This window comes from Paenibacillus sp. FSL W8-0439, assembly GCF_038008995.1.
Lineage (GTDB): Bacteria > Bacillota > Bacilli > Paenibacillales > Paenibacillaceae > Paenibacillus > Paenibacillus polymyxa.
In genome coordinates, this window is the sequence record NZ_JBBPAK010000001.1 from 4,696,414 (window position 1) to 4,716,819 (window position 20,406).

Below are 20,406 nucleotides of genomic sequence, written 5' to 3' on the forward strand. Positions count from 1 at the left end.
AAAAAAGCAAAGTGCGTACCTGGCAGTTGTCCTCATCCCTTGATCCCCGTTAAGGCAATACCTTCCATAAAATACTTCTGCCCTATGGCGAAAAGAATGATAGCTGGCAACACGACAATTAAAGAAGCGGCCATCAGAACACCCCATTGCGCTGAATATATTCCCTGAAACTGTTGTAGCCCAATCGCCAACGTAAATTTGCTTTCATCATTAAGATAAACGAGCGGTCCCATAAAATCATTCCATGTGTTCAAAAATGTAAACAATCCGATGACCAAAATCGCTGACCGGGATAAAGGTAAAATAATACGGGTGAAAATCGTAAAATGATTGCCCCCATCCACAAATACAGCTTCATCCAGTTCTCGCGGAAGAGTCATATAAAATTGTCTGAGCAAAAAGATATTAAAAACGCCTCCACCAAAAAACGAAGGTAATACCAATGGAACATAGGAATTAACCATACCTAATGCCTGCCAACCAATAAAAGACGGAATCAGCGTGACCGCAAACGGCAGCATCATGCTGCTTAATAACACAGCAAATACCTTATCTCTTCCTTTCCATCTCATTCGCGCAAAGCTATAGGCAGAAATGGTACTCGACAGGAGTACACCCGCTAAAGTACCTGCAACGACAATAAATGTGTTCACAAAATAGCGCCCAAACGATAACTCTTCAAACGGCTGAAAAAAATTCTCAAGTACAAATGGCTCCGGAATCCATTTCGGCGGGATCAGAAAAATTTGACTTAAATCCATCATGGAGCTTCTCACCAGCCAGTAAAAAGGAAACATGCAAAAAAGTGACCCCACAATAAGCACTGTGTAGAGAAAAACTCTACTCCAACGCAAACCACGTTTTTTCATCGTCATGCCCCCCCGCCTTCGTAGTACACCCATTTGCGGGCTGTCTTAAACAGAAAGGCAGTGAATGTTAAAACTACAATAAAGAGCACCCAAGCAATCGCACAGGCATAACCCATATTCGAAAAAGTAAATGCCTCGCGGAATAAATAAAATGTATAGAACAAACTGGAGTTGTTGGGTCCACCCTGAGTCATGACGTAAGGCTGGACAAACACCTGAAATCCACCGATGAAGCCCATAATCGTATTAAAAAAAATCGTAGGCGATGTCAATGGAATTGTAATATAAACAAGCTTATGAAGAGCACTCCCGCCATCAATTTCAATGGCTTCATAATAATGCCTAGGTATATCTTGCAAGCCAGCCAGAAAAATAATCATGGTTCCCCCAACGGTCCATAAACTCATTAAAACCAGTGTAGGAACTACCGACCCTTCACTATAAATCCATTGACTTTCCGGCAAATGCAGCGCACGCAGCACCACATTCAGTAAACCAAGATCGGGATCAAACAGCCACATCCAGATCATAGACGATGCTATGAGTGGCACAATCGTAGGCAGATAAAAAACGGTTCTGAAAAAAGCTAAACCCTTTACCTTTTGATTGAGCAATATGGCCAAAAAGAAAGCCACTATAATTTGCAGGGGCACACTCAGAAACACATAATAAAACGTAACCCCAAGGGATTTATAAAAAAATTGGTCCGTACCGTCAAATAAGTGGACGTAATTATCCAGACCGATAAAATGGGCCTGTGAAGCAACCTTATAATCGGTAAGACTGAACCAGAGACTAGCGATCATCGGTCCCAGAACAAAAATGACGAAGCCGAGAATAGCAGGGGCGGCAAAAAGCCACCCCAACCCATTTTCCTTCTTACGAATAGAAGATAATGATTGCATTCTATCCCTCTCTTTCTGTCAAAACCCTCACCTTATTCTTTCGGATATGTCCCCTTAAATTCAGCGTTGGCCTTGGCGGAAACCTCCTTAAATGCTTGCTCCACCGTTTTCTTGCCCAGCCATACCTGATCCAGCGCCGGGTTAATAATCGCATTGATTTTTTCCGAATTCTTCAAATAATAGTCGTAAGAATTGACACCGTTATGCAGCGTTTGGTTCATGACTGCATCACGATATCCATCCGCATGGCCTGGCTTGACATCTGCCCATTTGCTAATCAAGTCTGGTTCGGTGTACCACTTTTTCATGACAGGCATCCACAATCCGCTGGAATGCATGTCAAGCCCGCTTTCAGCATCCAGCAAGAATTTATAAAACATCCATGCTTCTTTCGGATGTTTGGTTTTGGCAGAAATCACTTCCGGTTCGCCAAACAGGATCGTTTTGCTGCTTTTCAGTTTGGGTAACACGCCTACACCAAAATTCACCTTCGATTCTCCGAGATCCAATTGGACCCACTGCCCATCCAGATCCATCGCTACACGTTTGCTTTGCAATGCTACGGCCGGGGAAGGGATATTTTTGGACTGCGTGGGCGACGGTGCCACATGATACACGTTGATCAGATCCGCCATCTTTTGCACGGCTTCAATCACATCAGGGTTTTCAAGATTAAGCGAGTCCCCTTTGTCTGAAATGACACTTGCGTTGTTGGAAGGTACTAGCAGATGCCACATCCATGTGTCAAACCGAACTCCATACTGTTTGATGTTACTTGCATCGAAATTGGGGCTAAGCGCATTATTTCCCGCTTTATCAATGGTGAGCTTTTGCGCTGTCTCTAAGAACTGTTCCCATGTCCAAGCCTCTTCAGCTTTGATTGGCGGCAAGGCAACACCAGCCTCATCAAACAAATCCTTGTTGTAATAGAGCGCAAAGGCTTCCTCCGTCACCTTGACCCCTGCCACCTTATCCTTATCCCAATAGATGACTGAATTAGGAATGAGACTCTCCTTCGTTAGCTCCTTATCCTCCTTCAAAAATTCATTTAAATTATATAGTTTGCCTTGTTCAGCCCATTGCAGAGCCTGTGCTTTATAAATAGGAAATACATCTGGTGCCTGATTGGCGGCAAACATCGTCGTTAATTTGGTGACGTAATCCCCGGGGATGTGCATATAGTTGATTTTGATCCACGGATATTTGTCTGTGAATTTTTGGGCGATCTCCTGTTGAACCTTCTTTTCATTGGTGCTCCCCCAACTGGCATAGGTCAGTGTTACTTGCTCGTGCCCTTGTAAATCTACTGGCTTACTGCTGCTCTCATTTGAACTACAGGCTGACATCAGCCCAACGATCAAGCACATGCAGACGATCCATAACTTTCGTTTTAACATGAGTAACGCCCCCAAACCGTTTATTTTTTTATCTTTTCGTTTGTTGCTTCGTCACTAAATTTATTCTAGCAAACGCTTACATTTTTGAAAGTCGTACTCTCATTGGATTGGTGTCATTTGATTAGATATATGCGTTTCTCCGATTCGGATCAGGACAAATGCCCCTTTACCTTCTGGTGAATGGAGCGCAACCCCATATTCCATCCCATATAACAGCCGTACTCTTCTGTCTACATTTTTAATGCCCGTTGACCGGACTTCACCAGTTTGAATTCGACGTATATGATCTTCTTGAATTCCTAATCCATTATCCTCGACTTTAAAGCACACCAATTGCTTTTCGACCCAGGCTGTGATCTTAATCCGACCACCTGATTCCATTTCGGCGAAGCCGTGAATAATTGAATTCTCCACAAAAGGCTGCAAGAAGAGTTTGGGAACCTCCATCTGAAGTAAAATGGGATCAATATCATACTCCACTGTGAACTTGTTCTCAAAGCGATTTTGCATAATATAAATGTATTTTTCCAGCCAATTCAGATCGGTTTCCAGGCTCCAGGTCTCGTTTTTGTTTCGAGTCGTAATTTGCAGCATTTCCGCCAGACTAATGATCAATCGGCCCAGTTCCTGTTGTTTATGTTCTAATGCGATCCAATACATTGTCGTTAAGGTGTTATACAAAAAATGGGGATTAAGCTGTAAATTAAGTGCCATTAACTCCGATTCTTTGGCTCGCAGACGTGATTTGTAATTTTCTTCGATCAAATCTTTAATTTTCTCATTCATTTGATTAAATCGGATCACCAGATCCCCCAATTCATCATAGCCGCGTTCAGGAATTCGAATATCAAAATGTCCCTTCTCCATTACCTTCATCGCCTGTTTCATATCCGTGATGGGCTTACTGATGTATACCGACAGCAAATAAGCAAGGATGACAGCAATGAGCATCATAAAGCCTAAAAAGAACAAGGTGTAGGTACGAATCGTTGACAAATGCCCCAGTACATCTTCCATGGGAATGGCTATATATGATACCCAGCCCGTCGTCTTCATCGCTTCGTAAACCAGTAGTATACTTTGACCCTTCACGTTTACCATTTTTGTCCCTTGTTCTGAAGTAATGGCATTCTTCAGCCAATCCGCCACGGGCTCCCCCGTTTGTTGCTGTCGATCTGAGCTCATGACTATCCCGTTGTTATCGTGAATCATACCGTAGGATAGATGTGCAAATCCGCTGCGGGCTGCATAATCTTCAAAACCATCCTTTAACAAATCAGGCCGGAAATTCAATATAAGTATAGGCTTTTCCTTTCCTTCAGGAAGCGTATGGAAGGTTCCAGCATCATCTAATGCAGTCAAATGAAGCTGCTTAACCACAGCAAATAAAGAGCTAAAATCATAGGAACCTTGTTTTAAATCCTGCTGATGAAAGGTGTCGGCATACGAATAGGCAGGAATCCACCTGGTAGCCCCCTCTGCTTGTACCGCCGTTGTCGCCAAGGGAGAAGAATAGAACGGCAGAACGGGAATATACATCCGCTCTGTACTTCCGTATGCATACTTTTGCGTCATAATCTGAGAAGCGTATACTTCCTCTATATTGCCAAAGTATCTGTACAAAATTTTCGTAATGCTGCGATCAGCTCGTAAAAGCGATGAAGAATCCGTAGTATCCACGTCTGTGATAGTCTGTAAAAGATCATGATCAATTGGAATCATATCCACAGTTTTTTGAATAGCTGTCAGCTTGTTATCCAGCAGCTGGTTATTGCTACGCAATACACTTGTAACGCTATCTGTTACGTTTGCAGTAATATTCCGCGCACTGGTTTCGAAGTAGACAAAGCCCAGGATCAAAACGATGAAACCAGACAACAAAAAATAGGACAGCATCAACTTCGTACGAAAGCTACTGTCCAAAAATTTTTGATATATATATTTGACTTGGCGCATTGTATCTTCCTTTCACCTAACGATTAAATGAATTTCCTACGAAACTCCTCGGGTGTGTGCTTAACGTTTTTTTTGAACACTTTAAAGAAGTACTTGGTATCTTTATAACCAACCTGTCTACTAATTTCTGCGACCTTGGCGTCTGTATGCAGCAGTAAGTGCTGAGCCTTTTGCATTCTGAGCTTCACCATATATTCCGTGAACGAGAGCCCAAAATAGTTTTTGAACAGAATGCTAAAATAGGACGCATTATAGTGAAAGCGCCGGGCCACAATCTCCAGACTTAGGTCTTCATGTAGATGTGTATCCAGAAATTCCTTGCATTTTTTCATGATGGGTTCACCTTTGGAGCTGCCATCAAGCTCAAGAATCAGCTCTTTTAACCATCCTGCAATACGATCCTCAAGATTTTGGAGAGATGTGGCCTCTTCGACAGCTCGGTTCAACTGTTCCGAGTAACGTGAGTAGACTTCCTCACTCCACCCTATATTTAACCGTGGTAAACTAACTAGCAGAAGGTGTATTAATTTAGCTTTAAGCGCATCAGGTGGAGGATACCCTTGCGTCATTCGTCCAATGAAATGTTGCACCCGTTCCAATAGCTGATCGGGCTTCCGATTAGAGATAGCGCTTTCAATGGATTTCAGAAAGGCTATCTGTTCATGAGCGCTCATTTCCTGTATCGACTGTTCATCATCTAAAACGACAAGGTTCAAACATCTGGTGTGAGGTGTATAAAATCGCATGGAGATAAGGCGAACAGCCTTTTCGTGAGATTGGCTTATTTGCATTTCATCGAAATCAAAAGGCTGACCCCAAGCAAACCAAATGGAGATAGCTTGCTGCTGCTCCATCTTTTTCAGTCCAGCTTGAAGTGCGCTTTTGGCCTCCTTGCCTTCATCCCTTTCCCTCCAATTCACTACAACGACCATATGCTCTTTAGGGGTTTCAAGTGGGAACACGACAGCAGATGCCCACGGTCGCAATATTTCAACAACCGCGTTTCGTAGCTTAGAATCCCACGCATATATATCCTCCGGGCGGGATGCAGATGTCCCCAACGCAAGAACTTCTCCTATCCCCTGCCATCCAAAGTAACTCTTTAATAAGCTTTTCTCGTTAGGCTGTAACTTGTCTGTCACGCATCTGCTAAACAAATGCTCCACAAATGCAGGCATGCTTTGCTCGATCTGATTCAACGCTGTTCGATTTTCACCGAGTGCTCCCTGCTCCTCTACAATGATCTTCTCCATTTGTTGAATCACTTCAATAAGCTGCTGTGATTGCACCGGTTTCACCAAATAATCATTCGCTCCGTACCGTACCGCCTGCTGTGCATAGCTAAATTCCTGGTAGACTGTCACTAAAATAACTTTGGTCTCATGCTGACCCGATGTTCTCAATTGTTGTAGATATTCAATCCCATTCATAATCGGCATTTGAATATCTGTAAAAACGATCTGGATCGGCTGGGATAATGAAATGGTCAAAGCATCTTTCCCATTCTTGGCTTCCCATACCTCGTATTCTGGACGTAAATCCCGGATCATGGCAGCCAACCCACGACGCTGCCTAGTTTCATCATCTACAACAAGCACTCCCAGCGGGATCGAATTCACAGACTCCCCTCCTGTCGGTCTTATACACGTATGTTTTTTCAGTATAACACTTACAGGCGGGGACCCATCCTAATTTCTTTTTCGCTTCATACTACGAATGGTCGTTTTTGTGGCCTGATCCACCCGGTATGATTCTGTGATTTTTTGCAAAGCTTTATTGAAAGTAAAATCATCTAATGTATTATGACTTAAATACGCCGTCGTTACCTCTGGCAGCTTGATATAACAGATAGATATCGCCCATGCTACCGCCATTTGTACATAATAATCTTCCCGATGGGTCTGATCTAGCAAAGTAAGCACCCGGTTAATATACTGTTCCTCAATAAAAAAATTCAGAAGCATAACCACCCCAAACCGAATCTCATATTCTTTCTTAGAAAACAGATAGGGCTGAATAAAATCCCATACTCTTTCTTTATGTTGCTTCGTAATTTTCAATCCGGCACAGAAACTGTCACATACGGACCAATTATCAATTTTAGGAACAAACTTGGCGGTATAACTCAAGACTTCCTCAATATCTGTTTTAACAGAACCAATCACCATACCTTGCAGCATCACTTCTTCAAAGTGTTCACTTTCAGCGGTCTCCAGATAGAGACGCCAATCTCCCTTGGCAATATCTTGAGCCAGCTTACGCAGCACTGGCAGACGCACACCCAGCACATTATTAATCGTCGGAAGCAATGCAGCCGTAAATTTCTGAAAATCTGTATCCACATGTGACAATATCTGTTCTCTGATGGTCTTCTCCATATTTTCCACTCCCTGTTTGTTAACGAAATGAAATGCTCCACAAATAAATGGAGGCCACTGAACCATAAGGCGAATACACTCGGCGATACTCCTCAAATTGCTGCTTGGTCAGTGTATCTAAATGGTACAACTTCATCATTCCCCGCCGAATAGCCATATCGCCCCAACTGACGACGTCTGGACGTTCCATGCAATTAATCAGCATCATTTCAGCCGTCCAAGGGCCTATCCCTTGCAGCGAGGATAATTTCTGGATCACCTGTGTATCGGAAAACTCATACAACTCCTGTAAATCCAACAATCCCTGCTCGATCGTTTGGGCTATATTCAGAATACATGCTGCCTTTTTCATGGTGATGCCACAGTTTTGAATATCCTGAGCTGTCTGAACGGCTATATTTTGTGGAGTGATCGCTCCTAATTTTTCCTGCATCCTTGTCCATATGGTCTGAACCGCCTTGGCGGAAATAAGCTGCCCCACAATCGCATGAACAAGCGCTGCAAACAGGTCGGGAATGATTACCCGTTCTACCTTGCCCATTTGCGTTATAGCTGTACCAAGTACGGTATCTACCGTCTTCAGGTAGTTGATTTCCTTTTCACCATAGTCAAAGTTTTTGGTCATTACCGTTTCCATTGGTTCTCACGCTCCCCCTGTAAGGTGAACTCTTCATTTAATGGCATAGTTGCTTACATATCAGGGTTCGAATCCTTCTTTGCTCACATAGAGCTGTTCTTTCGGAAAAACCTGAAGAAAACGCTCATAAACCGCCTTATACGCAGCAGGGTGATACCATTCCTCCAGCCCCAATGACTCATACAGCACACCAATGTTCAAGCTACGCGTCCGCCTTCCCCCGCTGCCGTCTCCCATAAAATAATCATCTATACAGACACGGTTGACCAGAGACACGAGCTTGTTTGCAAAATGCTCACTGCTTGGCAGCATCGGAGCAATGGTAGCTTGCGTCGGTACACCTGCCTCTTTTAAAAGTTGCAGTGTTTGGAGACGAGCCTGGATGGGAGGAGCCTCCGGGGTGAAATGTTTGCGTATATCCTCGTGGTCTGTTTCTACCGTGATACTCACACGTACACGTTCCTTCAATTGGAGCAATAAATCAATATCCCGTCGTACAAGCGGACTACGCGTCTGTACAAAGAGAAAATCCGGTGGATCTTCCACCATCACTTCCAGCAGAGATCGGGTCACCTCTTGTTTGTACTCGGCCGGCTGATAAGGATCTGTGCTTGACGACATAAAAATCGTAACTTTACCTTTGGATTTGGCCCTACGAAGCTCCTTACGAAGAATATCAGCCGCCTCTTTTTTAATATCAACCCATGTTCCCCAAGCTTCCTTCCGAAACGTAGAGACTGGCAATTGGCGTACATAACAATACGAGCAACCAAAGGTACAGCCGGTATACGGGTTCAACGAGTGTGTATACCCTGACAAGAAGCCAGTCCCTTTATTCAAAAGAGTCTTGGGGGATTTGTAATACTCATTTTTCATACCTGACCTCACTACTGTATTGGTTTGTGTGTGTGATTCTTTTCAAGCTGCAAAAGCTTCACCTTCATGTCCAGCCCCCCACGATATCCGGTCAAAGCTCCATTCTTACCAATGACCCGATGACAAGGGATGGTGACCAAAATCGGATTAGCACCGATAGCGGTACCAACCGCACGAACAGAGTTCGGCTTTTGAATCGCGTTGGCAATGTCTGAATAGGATTGTGTCTCCCCATACGGAATATTACACAGCGCGTTCCACACAGCTATTTGAAATGCAGTTCCATGAAAGTCAAAAGGGAATGTAAAATGTGTACGCTCCCCTTGGAAATATTCAATCAACTCCTTGGCATAGAGCTGTAAAATGGTATCCTCTTCAACTAAAGGACTGCCGGGAAATCGACTTCCTGCCCATACAATCAATTCCTCAACAGTTTGATTAAGCGAACCAACATAACATAATCCTTCCGATGTAGCTGCAATGTATAAATTCCAATCCTCATGTGCCAATAATGACCAATAGATCGTTTTATTCATTTGATATACCATGCTGTGTATCTCCTTTTTGAGTTGCTATGGATTCGAGTTGGCGATATTGCAATGGAGTGTAGCCTATATTCTTTTTAAACAACGTAATAAAGTAAGGGGTATTGGACAGACCTACGTTCTCCCCCACTTCCGCAACAGATTGTTGTGAGCAAATAAGCAGCTTCTTCGCTTGTTCCAACCTCGTACGCTGTATATATTCCATCGGAGTTACATGCATGATTCGCTTGAAGGTACGATGTAAATGGTACGGACTTCCATGACTGATCTCTGCCAGGACGTGCAATGTTAAGTCCTTCATATAATTCGAATCTACGTATTCTGTAACTCCTGCGATCCAGTCGTGATCAGGCAATCGTTGTCCTGTTGGTTTACATCTTTTGCATGGACGAAAATGCTCAGCCAAAGCCTGCTCTGCTGATATAAATAAACGGATGTTCTCTCTTTTAGGAGGTCGGGATTTGCAGGAGGGGCGACAAAATATTTTCGTTGTCTTCACAGCATACAAAAATACCCCGTCATACGACTTGTCATTTTCTATAATAGCTCTCCACTTCTCGTCTGTTATGGATAAATCGGATGTTCTCATTTCAATCCCCCCTCTTGTGCAATGTACCCTGTCTCATATCTAAATTATAAACTAAACAGTGAACATATGTACCCCTTTTGGAATGTAAAGGCAAGATAATGAAAAAAGATGACCCACAAGGAGCCATCTTTAAATGTAGTAATCTATCTTATTTAGGCTTGAATCTTACCCGGTTCAACTGTGATCGTCAACTCATCTGAAGGAAGCTGATATTCCCGTGACCAATAATCTGCATTTGAAATTCCCGCCTGCTTCGGATCAAATACCGGGTCTAGCCCCTGCCTCCGCTGCTGCTCGTAATCCTTGAGCACGAGAAGCGCAGGCTTGGCCAGGAGAATCATAGCAATCAGATTGACCCAAAGCATAATACCGACGCCCATATCCCCTAGTGTCCATGCCAAGGCCGATTCTTTGACGACCGTTCCATAAAACGTCGAACCCAGAATTACCAACTTTAACAGGAACATAGGCCATTTGGCTTTACGGTCGGCAACCAGGTAGGCCATATTCGTTTCAGCGATGTAATAATACGCAATAATGGTGGTAAATGCGAAAAAGAACAAGGTTATGGACAAGAGACTTGAGCCAAAACCCGGGAATACCGATTCAATAGCAGCCTGTGTATATTGGGTTCCTTCTTCAACACCCGGGAGATGCTGCACAATATAACCCCCACCTGGTCCCTTCACGTTGTACATATTTGTAAACAATACCATGAAAGCCGTAGACGTACAGACTAAAAAAGTATCTACATATACGGAAAAGGCCTGAACCAGCCCCTGTTTTGCCGGATGGGACACTTCTGCTGCGGCTGCCGGATGCGCACCAGAGCCTTGTCCCGCTTCATTAGAATAAATGCCTCGTTTTACACCCCAAGCAATGGCTGTCCCTGCTATACCTCCGAACACTGAATCTACACCAAAAGCACTGCGAAAGATCAGGGCAAATACCTCGGGAAGTGCAGTAATGTTCGTCATCATAATGTAGAAAGAGACAAGGATGTAGCCCAGTGCCATAAACGGTATGACAACCTGAGCCACATTGGCAATTCTTTTGACACCACCAAAAATGATAAGCGCCAGCAACACGACCACTAATATCCCAGAAACCTTCATATCCATACCAAACGAACTATGAAAAGCTACGGCGATGGAGTTCGATTGAGTTCCTGGCATCAACAAACACATAGCGACCAACGCTACTACCGCAAAAATAACGGCAAACCATTTTAAGCCTGTTCCTTTTTCAATATAAAAAGCCGGGCCGCCTCGGTACTGACCATCACGCTTTACCTTATATACCTGAGCCAGTGTAGATTCAACAAACGCAGTAGCCGACCCGATAAAGGCCATGACCCACATCCAAAATATCGCTCCAGGCCCCCCCATACCGACTGCCAATGCAATCCCAGCAATGTTCCCCGTCCCTACACGTCCCGATAGCGCCATCGTAAAGGCTTGAAAAGAAGAAACGCCTGCCTCTGAGCTTTTTCCTTTAAAGACAAGGCGAATCATCTCTTTGAAATGCCTAATTTGTAAAAATCGAGTCATGATTGAAAATAATAGCCCCACGCCCAAACAGACATATACCACAGGATTGCTCCAAATGACACCATTTACTGCCTCTGCCCACTTCTCTAACATTCCTTGCATTTCCCCCTGATCCATCAATTCATCTAGTCTATGTTTTCAGAAAATTTGCATAATTACAAAAAATTATAGATTAGTTTTTACAACCGTACAAGCTAATTTAATTGACATATTGTCAATTACAAATAGCCTTATTCGGCATAATAGGACGACAAAAAAGCTCTGATGATCCGAGAATATGGATCATCAGAGCTTGGTCCTTATTTAAGATTTCAGGCGTTGCCTGCTTGCTCATTTGGAGCGCTAGACAGTTTCAACAACGGTGCCTGCTCCGTTACCTGCCCTTGAGGGATGGGGAGGATTTCCGTATATTCAGAAGAATTTGTGATGATAACTGGCGTAATCGTAGGATAACCCTCTGCCTTGATTTGCTCAACATCAAATTCGAGTAGCAAATCTCCTGCTTTTACTTGATCGCCTTCTTTGATATAGGAAGTAAAATGTTTACCGTCCAGCTTGACCGTATCTACCCCAACGTGGATTAGAACTTCTGCGCCATGATGTGAAACCACTGCCAGCGCATGCTTTTTCTTGAACGCTACAGTAATAGTTCCGTCGAACGGAGCTACGACTCTGCCTGTTGTCGGCTGGATGGCGATACCTTTACCCATAGCTTCCGCAGCAAATGCAGGATCGGGAACCTCCGACAGAGCGACCACCGTTCCTTCAATCGGGCTTAGCACCTCTTCGTTAGAAACGGTAACTGTAGAAGTCGATTCTTTAGCCGAGTTGTCAGTGGTTTCTTCCTCTTCAACTGGATCTTCGAAGCCTAAAATATAAGTCAAGATAGCCGAAACCAAGAATGAAACAGTAATCCCTAGAATCAATCCCGGGAAGCCTTGTCCGCCAGGACCGTAAAAGATCGGCAAGGTCAGCAATCCAGGTGCGCCGGAAGCGAATGCTTGCGTCCCTGCTTGACCGATAATGGCACCACCGACAGCACCGCCGATAACACCGGCAATAAACGGGCGCTTCAGTGGCAGCGTAACCCCATAGACCGCTGGCTCTGTGATACCGAACAACGCAGTAAGTGTAGCAGAACCTGCCAGCGTTTTCAGCTTTTTATTTTTCGTTTTCAGCATGACACCAAACGCTGCACCGGTTTGAGCAAAGATGGAAGCCGAAGCAGCAGGCTTAATACCGTCTCTGCCGTTAACAGCAATGTTATTAATAAATACAGGTACAAGACCCCAGTGAACACCGAAAATAACGAGCAACTGCCAGCAAGCACCGAGAATTGCTCCAGCCAGCAGCGGACTAAAGCTGAACGCAGCAACGAGTGCGGTGGCGATTGCATTGCCCACATACACTCCGACTGGACCAAAGACCATCAGGGTCAGAGGAAGCATAATTACAAGTAGAATCAAAGGTGTAATAAAGTTTTTGACGCTCTCATGGATCAGTCGATTGCACCATTTTTCCAGCTTACTCATGACGATAACGGCTAAAATAATCGGGATAACGGTTGATGAATAACTCATCATCACAATAGGAATACCGAAAAAGTCTGTTGCTGTACCTTCTGTTTTCAGCGTGACAATCGTCGGGTAAAGCAGCCCTCCGGCAATGGTCAAAGCAACGAAGATATTACCTCCGAATTTCCGTGCCGTTGTAACCGCTAACAAGAGCGGCAGGAAATAAAACAAGCTGTCGGCCGCAGCATACAAAATCATATAAGTAGTGTCTTTCGGAACCAACCAGCCGAGGTTGCTCGCAATCAGCAGCAGACCTTTCAAAATACCGGACCCCGCCATAACTCCAAGCAATGGTGCAAAAATGCTGGAAATTACGTCAATTACAGCGCCAAATCCTTTTTTGCCTTTAGTTGAGTTCTCTTCTTTTCCAGTTTCATTCAAAATGTTGGATACTTGGCCGATGGCATTGTATACTTCTGGTACTTTGTTGCCGACCACAACCTGGAACTGGCCACCGCTCTGCTTGACCGTAATAATTCCATCGGTTTTCTCCAGCTTTGCCTTATCTGCTTTCGCCTCATCTTTTAGCACAAAACGCAGGCGCGTGGCGCAGTGTACGAGCGATACTACATTTTTTTCCCCGCCTACCAGGTGCACAATTTCTTTAGCCAGTTTTTCATAACTCATGATGGACACCTCCATGTTCTAAGGGGCTTTTTACATATTTAGGCACACAAAAAACCTAAGCCTTGAAAAATGGTGGGCACTTGAGTCCCGCGATTTTTCATGACTTAGGTTTTGCCTGCATAACCAGTAACAATCCCAGTTAAAACTTATTAAATTCCTGTTACTCACATAATACATTTAATATACCATATTTGTCAACAAAAACATTTAAACATTTGTTTTGATTCTTTTCGAATAAAAAGTTTAGCTTATCTGTTCACTACTCGTTCAATATGCACAGTCAAATACAGCTTTTCTTCGTTCGTTAATTCATGATTGTATTCTTTTTTAACGAAAGTTCCGATTTTCTCCGTACAAGCGGCTGCATCCTTGTGCTTTTCCTTAATCAAGTCATATAAATGATCATAGTTATTTTCATAGTGATTTCCCTTAAATACGCGCTGAGCGAAAAATTTCAGATGCGTAATAAAGCGGAAATAACTTAGAGAATCCTCGTCAAAATCAACCTTAAAGTGGTATTTTGCGATATTGATAATTTGCTGGATAAACTTCGTAATGCTCATGGTCGTAATGACTTCCTCATTCATTTCAGCATTCACAATGTGAAGGGCAATATAAGCCGCTTCATCCACAGGCAGTTCAATAGCGAGCTTTTGTTTGATTTGTTCCAGCGTTCTTAGACCAATCGCGAATTCTTCCTTGTACAGCTGCTTGATTTCCCACAATAACGCGTTTTTGATTTCTAGTCCTTCCCGGTACCTTTCAATAGCGAAATTGATATGGTCGGTCAGAGAAACATAAATATTTTCGTTCAGCTTTCTGTTCAGATTATGCTTGGCGTCATTAATGACTTCCTCCACAATCACAATCAAATCCAGCGGTACCTCGCGCAGCAGCATTTTGAAGTTATCGGATGTCTGCTTGTTTTTCAGCGCAAATACCTTCTGAATTCTGGTTTCATCTACTGTGTCTCCAGGCTTTTTCTTAAAAGCAATCCCCCGACCCATGACTACGAGTTCAGTACCGTCTGTCTGGTAAACACTAATTACATTGTTGTTGATGACCTTTGCTATATTCATCTCGATCCCCCGTTCCATATGCCAGCAAGAGCCACTCATGCTCCATCCACTTTATTGCAAACAAAAAAAACCGAAGCACGCCAAATAAACAAGACTGTAAAATCCGCTTATTCGTGGCTTAGGTTTTGCCTGCTCTGCAGTAACAATCCTAAAAATGATGGAATTGCGTCAAGTATAGCCCGAAAAGGAACGATTGTCAACGCTTTCAATTGAGAAACGAGGATCGGAAATTCCCGTTGATTCAGGACGTCCGATCCTATTTTCTTGTCGTACGACTATTCGCCGAGATTTTCACCATCGGAATGAATTACGTTTTTATACCAGTCAAAGCTTTTCTTTTTAATACGTTTCAACGTACCGTTGCCTTCATTGTCACGGTCTACATAAATGTAACCATAGCGTTTTTTCATTTCTCCAGAGGATGCGCTGACAATATCAATAGGTCCCCAGCTGGTGTAACCGATAATTTCGACGCCGTCTTGAAGAGCCTCGCCCATTTCAGCAATATGTCGCTTGAGATAGTCGATTCGGTAATCGTCATTCACTTCTCCTTCAGGTGAAACCACGTCATTGGCACCAAAGCCATTTTCCACTACGAAAAGAGGCTTTTGGTAGCGGTCATGCAATTGGTTGGCTGTAATGCGGAATCCTTTTGGATCGATCGTCCAGCCCCATTCGGATTTGTCCAAATATGGATTAGCCACGGAACCGAATACATTACCACTGGTCATATTTTTGACAACTTCCGGGTCTGTGCTGGTTGTCCGGCTCGAATAATAGCTAAATCCGATGTAGTCGACGGTATGGTCTTTCAAAATGGCTGCGTCGCCGGATTCCATCTCGATGTTTAGTCCATGATCCTTGAAGAAGCGTTTGGCATAACCAGGATATTCGCCGCGTGACTGTACATCAATGAAGAAGTAGGACTCGCGGTCTTTTTCCATCCCCTGATACACATCTTCGGGATTACATGTATACGGATAGAAGCTTCCAGCAGCAAGCATACAGCCAATTTTCGCATCTGGAATGATCTCGTGACATGCTTTTACAGCCAGCGCGCTTGCAACAAGCTGATGATGCGCAGCCTGGTACTGAATTTGTTTAACGTTTTCGCCTTCTTGGAATACAAGCCCGGCACCGAGAAACGGCAAGTGGAGCAGCATGTTGATTTCATTAAACGTCATCCAGTATTTCACTTTATCCTTGTAACGAGTGAATACGGTTTTGGCATAGGTTTCGAACAAACCTACCAATTTACGGCTGCGCCAGCTTCCGTATTTCTCGATCAGAGCTACTGGCACGTCAAAATGAGCGAGGGTTACAACCGGCTGAATGCCGTGTTTATGCAACTCGTCGAACAAATCATCGTAAAATTGCAGCCCCGCTTCATTGGGAGTAGCGTCTTCTCCAGTTGGAAAAATACGAGCCCAGGCAATGGAAACACGCAGTGCTTTGAAACCCATTTCCGCAAATAGTGCAATATCCTCGCGATATTGGTGATAGAAGTCAATGGCTTCATGGGAAGGATAGAATTCGCTTTCAAGTGGGGTTAGCGAAGGAACATTCCCTTTCATTATGCTTCTTCTCTTCTCTCCGGTAGGCAGCAGATCCACCAGGCTCAATCCTTTACCGTCTTCCAAATAAGCCCCCTCGGCCTGGTTGGCTGCAAGAGCACCGCCCCATAAAAAGTCTTTAGGAAAAATATAACTGGACATAAACGTTCTCCTTCCAAATGTGTGATAAAAGGGTGTACAGAAAGGGAGATGAATAATAAAAAAACCCAAACCAGCCTGGTTACACTTGCGGTGTAAACAAGCCGATTCAGGTTATGCCCTAACGGTAACATCCCATGAAAAGGTTATTCATATTTGATTGAAACTCTAACAAAGATTTAGGAGCCTGTCAAATTTAATAGATATGATACATACGTTATTCACTCTAAACAAAATACGAATTTTTAGTTTATTTTCGCAAAATAACTAAACTAAACAACTAATTTTTTATAAACAAGCTAATTGACAGCGGTTTACAGAGGTGATACGATGACTTTGAAAATAAAAATTTATATAATTTATCCACTACAATTTAGTTTTGTTTAGTGAAATTTTAATTTGTTTACTTCTAGTACAAGGAGAGTTATTCATGAAAAAGCTGAAACTGGGTTATGCGCCTACTCGACGATTCACCTTCAGTGCTGAAGATGCATTCCGCTACAAAGTTGCCATTCGCCAACAAATCGAGAGCTTCGGAATGAACATTGATATCGTGGATTTGGAAGGGCTTAATGAGGAAGGTTTGCTGTATGACGACCATATTAATGCGGACTTGATTATCAAACGTTTCAAGGAAGAGGAAGTGGACGCCGTTTTCTTCCCCCACTGTAATTTTGGTACCGAGGATACGGTTGCCCGTGTGGGCAAGGCACTTGGCAAGCCGGTTCTATTGTGGGGTCCACGTGATGAGGCTCCGTTGGCCGACGGCATGAGATTACGGGACACCCAGTGTGGATTGTTCGCTAGCGGAAAGGTGCTTCGCCGCTTTAATGTCCCTTTTACCTATATCACAAACAGTCGTGTAGCCGATCCGGTATTTGAACGAGGCTTTAACAATTTTATCTCGGCTGCCAATGTAGTACGACAGTTCAAAAGTTTACGAATTCTCCAGATAGGTCCTCGTCCTGCTTCCTTTTGGACTATGATCTGCAATGAAGGGGAGCTGTTGGAGCGATTCGGTATTGAGATTCATCCAATTACGCTAGTAGATATTCAGCTCCGTTCAAAGAAAATTGCAGCCGGGAGCAGTGCTGAACTTTCAGAAGCGATTGATTATATCAAAGAGAAGCTGGACTACAGTGAAGTCACCGAAGAAGATATCAGACGCATCGCTGCACTTAAAGTAGCCATGAAATCCTATGCTATCGAAACCGGAAGTACAGCCATCGCCATCCAATGCTGGTCCTCCCTCCAGGAAGCCATGGGGATTATGCCTTGTTTGGCCAATGCCATTTTGACAGATGAACAAATTCCGGTCACCTGCGAAACCGATATTCACGGAGCAATTACATCAGTTATGGTGCAAGCGGCTGCGATGAACGAACTTCCTACTTTTTTTGCTGATATTACGGTACGTCACCCCGAGAACGAAAATGGAGAGCTTCTTTTCCACTGCGGGAACTTTCCAGTATCCATGTCTATTGAGAACAAGCCCAAACTACGCAAGCACTTCCTATTCGATGATCACGCACCAGGCACACATGAAGGACAAATCAAAGGCGGCGGCATGACCATCGCCCGTTTTGATGGTGATCATGGAGATTATTCCATTTTCCTCGGCAAAGCTAAAGGAATTGAGGGACCTTATACCCGCGGCTCGTATGTCTGGGTAGAGGTCAACGACTGGCCGTTATGGGAAGAAAAGCTCGTCAAAGGTCCTTACGTCCATCACTCTGTTGGCATTCATGCTAATGTCATCCCGGCTCTGTACGAGGCCTGCAATTACCTTCCAGGTGTCACGACAGATCCGGTAGATCCTACCGAACAGGAAATTCAACGCTGGTTGCGTGGTTCCGATCTCGCTGTCACCAAGTCGGGTATTCTGGTTTAACTATATTATTTCAGGAGGGCACTATGGAAATCCTAGACTTGAAAATCAAAGCCGCACAAATCCGTAAGGACCTGCTCACCATTATTCATCGTGCCAAAACAGGGCATACAGGAGGCTCGCTGAGCAATACGGATATACTCACCGCCCTATACTACGAAATCATGAATATTGATATCACTAATCCTAAATGGGAGGAACGTGACCGCTTTATTGCCAGCAAGGGACATTCCGTCGAGTCTTTATGGTGTATTCTGGCAGACCTTGGTTTCTTCCCTAAAGAAGAACTGGAAACCTATAGCCAGTTCGGAACCCGTCTGATTGGGCATCCGAACAATAAAGTTCCCGGTATTGAAATGAATACAGGCGCATTGGGCCATGGCCTCCCCATCTCAGTCGGTATAGCACTGGCTGCCAAGCGTGACGGGCGATCCTACCGTGTATTCTGTCTCATGGGTGACGGGGAGCAAGCGGAAGGCTCCAATTGGGAAGCTGCTATGGCAGGTGCCCATTACAAACTGGATAATCTTGTCGGTATCATTGACCGCAACGGCCTGCAAATTAGCGGTACAACCGAGGAGGTTATGGGACTTGAACCGCTGGAGGAAAAGTGGGCCGCTTTCGGCTGGAACGTGATCTCCATTGACGGCAACAGCATGGAGGAACTGATCCATACATTCCGCAATGTCCCTGAAATTGAAGGCAAACCAACGTTGGTGCTGGCAAACACGATCAAGGGAAAAGGTGTATCCTTTACCGAGGGTGTTCCAGGCTGGCATCACCGTATTCCAAGTGATGATGAACTTGAACGCGCACTGGCGGAACTGACACAAGAAATAGACGAATTATCCGGGGAAGGACAGGTGAGATAAACAATGAACAAAATCCCAAATCGTCAGGTCATCTGTGAAACGCTGCTTAGCCTTGCCAAAGAGGATCGGGATATTATGGTGTTGGCTAGTGATTCTCGCGGCTCTGCTGCTATGGCTCCCTTTGCCGATGCCTATCCGGAACAATTTGTGGAGGTAGGCATCGCCGAGCAAAATATCGTCGGTATGTCTGCTGGACTCGCACACAGCGGTAAAAAGCCGTTCGTCACCTCTCCTGCCTGCTTCCTGAGCATGCGTAGTATTGAGCAGATCAAGGTAGATGTAGCCTATTCCGGAACCAATGTAAAGCTGATTGGGATAAGCGGTGGTGTTAGCTACGGTGCACTAGGAATGTCCCACCACTCTGTCCAAGATATTGCTGTCGCCAGAGCGATTCCTGGTTTGATGGTTTTACTCCCCGCCGATCGTCATGAAACCAAGAAAATGACCGAAGCGCTGGTTCAGCATGAAGGAGGCGCATATGTAAGGATCGGACGTAATGCTGTTGAGGATGTCTATCCGTCCGATGATTATCCGTTTGAGATTGGGAAAGCTGTTACCCTACAAGAAGGATCAGACATTACCCTAATTGGCGCTGGTGAGACCGTCCGTATCATTCTGGATGCGGCTGAGTTGCTAGGGCAGATGGGTATTAAAGCTCGTGTTCTCAATATGCACACCATCAAGCCACTTGATGAGGAAGCGATCATCGCCGCAGCCCGGGAAACGGGAGGTATTGTCACCGTAGAGGAGCATAGTGTATTCGGAGGCTTGGGTGCCGCTGTAGCAGAAGTGGTTGTTCAACATCAACCGCTTCCTATGAAAATGCTGGGCATACCGGATGAGCCGGCGATTGCTGGCAAAACAGCTGAAGTCTTTGAACATTATGGACTTACCTCTGAGAATATCAGCAAGATTGTGCTCGAATTGATGAACAAGTAAGGAGCTGTAGCTG

Annotated in this window: 17 protein-coding genes; 3 read left to right on the plus strand and 14 right to left on the minus strand. The window is 44.4% G+C overall.

All coding sequences use genetic code 11. The features are described 5' to 3' along the window. Positions 1-32: 32 nt before the first annotated feature. The 14 genes from MKX36_RS20260 to MKX36_RS20325 form a co-directional block, all read right to left on the minus strand. Complete coding sequence (locus MKX36_RS20260; RefSeq protein ID WP_340865466.1) at positions 33-869, minus strand: carbohydrate ABC transporter permease; 837 nt, start codon at positions 867-869, stop codon at positions 33-35. Between the two features lie 2 nt (positions 870-871). Further along, entirely contained in the window at positions 872-1,774 is a 903-nt protein-coding gene (locus MKX36_RS20265) for a carbohydrate ABC transporter permease (RefSeq protein ID WP_123797623.1), read from the minus strand. Between the two features lie 32 nt (positions 1,775-1,806). Then, positions 1,807-3,171 carry an ABC transporter substrate-binding protein gene (locus MKX36_RS20270; RefSeq protein ID WP_340865468.1) on the minus strand — a complete coding sequence of 455 codons (1,365 nt, stop codon included), beginning with the start codon at positions 3,169-3,171 and terminating at the stop codon, positions 1,807-1,809. Between the two features lie 99 nt (positions 3,172-3,270). After that, positions 3,271-5,127, minus strand: coding sequence for a sensor histidine kinase (locus MKX36_RS20275; protein ID WP_340865469.1), 1,857 nt, complete (start codon positions 5,125-5,127; stop codon positions 3,271-3,273). Between the two features lie 23 nt (positions 5,128-5,150). Further along, on the minus strand, positions 5,151-6,746 hold the full coding sequence (locus MKX36_RS20280; RefSeq protein WP_340865470.1) for a response regulator transcription factor: 1,596 nt from the start codon (positions 6,744-6,746) through the stop codon (positions 5,151-5,153). 69 nt (positions 6,747-6,815) lie between these two features. Continuing rightward, positions 6,816-7,505 carry a DNA alkylation repair protein gene (locus tag MKX36_RS20285; RefSeq protein ID WP_019688551.1) on the minus strand — a complete coding sequence of 230 codons (690 nt, stop codon included), beginning with the start codon at positions 7,503-7,505 and terminating at the stop codon, positions 6,816-6,818. Between the two features lie 19 nt (positions 7,506-7,524). Continuing rightward, positions 7,525-8,142, minus strand: coding sequence for a DNA-3-methyladenine glycosylase family protein (locus MKX36_RS20290; protein ID WP_044787948.1), 618 nt, complete (start codon positions 8,140-8,142; stop codon positions 7,525-7,527). Between the two features lie 60 nt (positions 8,143-8,202). Next, the gene (locus tag MKX36_RS20295; protein WP_340865472.1) at positions 8,203-9,018 is read right to left on the minus strand and encodes an SPL family radical SAM protein; all 816 of its coding nucleotides are present in this window, start codon (positions 9,016-9,018) and stop codon (positions 8,203-8,205) included. 11 nt (positions 9,019-9,029) lie between these two features. Then, positions 9,030-9,566, minus strand: a complete 537-nt coding sequence (locus tag MKX36_RS20300; protein ID WP_045244914.1) for a methylated-DNA--[protein]-cysteine S-methyltransferase — start codon at positions 9,564-9,566, stop codon at positions 9,030-9,032. Then, a complete protein-coding gene (locus MKX36_RS20305; protein ID WP_016819965.1) occupies positions 9,547-10,152 on the minus strand; it encodes a bifunctional transcriptional activator/DNA repair enzyme AdaA in 606 nt (201 codons plus the stop codon). Before MKX36_RS20305 ends, MKX36_RS20300 begins: the two co-directional genes overlap by 20 nt. Before the next feature lie 152 nt (positions 10,153-10,304). Then, positions 10,305-11,795 carry an alanine/glycine:cation symporter family protein gene (locus MKX36_RS20310; RefSeq protein ID WP_290410130.1) on the minus strand — a complete coding sequence of 497 codons (1,491 nt, stop codon included), beginning with the start codon at positions 11,793-11,795 and terminating at the stop codon, positions 10,305-10,307. A gap of 218 nt (positions 11,796-12,013) precedes the next feature. Next, on the minus strand, positions 12,014-13,903 hold the full coding sequence (locus tag MKX36_RS20315; protein ID WP_340865475.1) for a beta-glucoside-specific PTS transporter subunit IIABC: 1,890 nt from the start codon (positions 13,901-13,903) through the stop codon (positions 12,014-12,016). A 248-nt stretch (positions 13,904-14,151) separates the two neighbouring features. Continuing rightward, the gene (gene licT / locus MKX36_RS20320; RefSeq protein ID WP_016819962.1) at positions 14,152-14,982 is read right to left on the minus strand and encodes a BglG family transcription antiterminator LicT; all 831 of its coding nucleotides are present in this window, start codon (positions 14,980-14,982) and stop codon (positions 14,152-14,154) included. A gap of 275 nt (positions 14,983-15,257) precedes the next feature. Further along, positions 15,258-16,697: a 6-phospho-beta-glucosidase gene (locus tag MKX36_RS20325; protein WP_290405081.1), complete on the minus strand. Its 1,440-nt coding sequence runs from the start codon at positions 16,695-16,697 to the stop codon at positions 15,258-15,260. A gap of 427 nt (positions 16,698-17,124) precedes the next feature. Between MKX36_RS20325 and MKX36_RS20330 the strand changes: the two genes are divergently transcribed. Genes MKX36_RS20330 through MKX36_RS20340 form a run of 3 tightly spaced genes read left to right on the plus strand, consistent with a single transcriptional unit; the run spans position 17,125 to position 20,393 of the window. Continuing rightward, positions 17,125-18,585, plus strand: coding sequence for an L-fucose/L-arabinose isomerase family protein (locus MKX36_RS20330; RefSeq protein ID WP_340865476.1), 1,461 nt, complete (start codon positions 17,125-17,127; stop codon positions 18,583-18,585). 23 nt (positions 18,586-18,608) lie between these two features. Further along, complete coding sequence (locus MKX36_RS20335) at positions 18,609-19,454, plus strand: transketolase (protein ID WP_340865478.1); 846 nt, start codon at positions 18,609-18,611, stop codon at positions 19,452-19,454. Between the two features lie 3 nt (positions 19,455-19,457). Beyond that, on the plus strand, positions 19,458-20,393 hold the full coding sequence (locus MKX36_RS20340; RefSeq protein WP_340865479.1) for a transketolase family protein: 936 nt from the start codon (positions 19,458-19,460) through the stop codon (positions 20,391-20,393). The last annotated feature ends 13 nt before the right edge of the window (positions 20,394-20,406 follow it).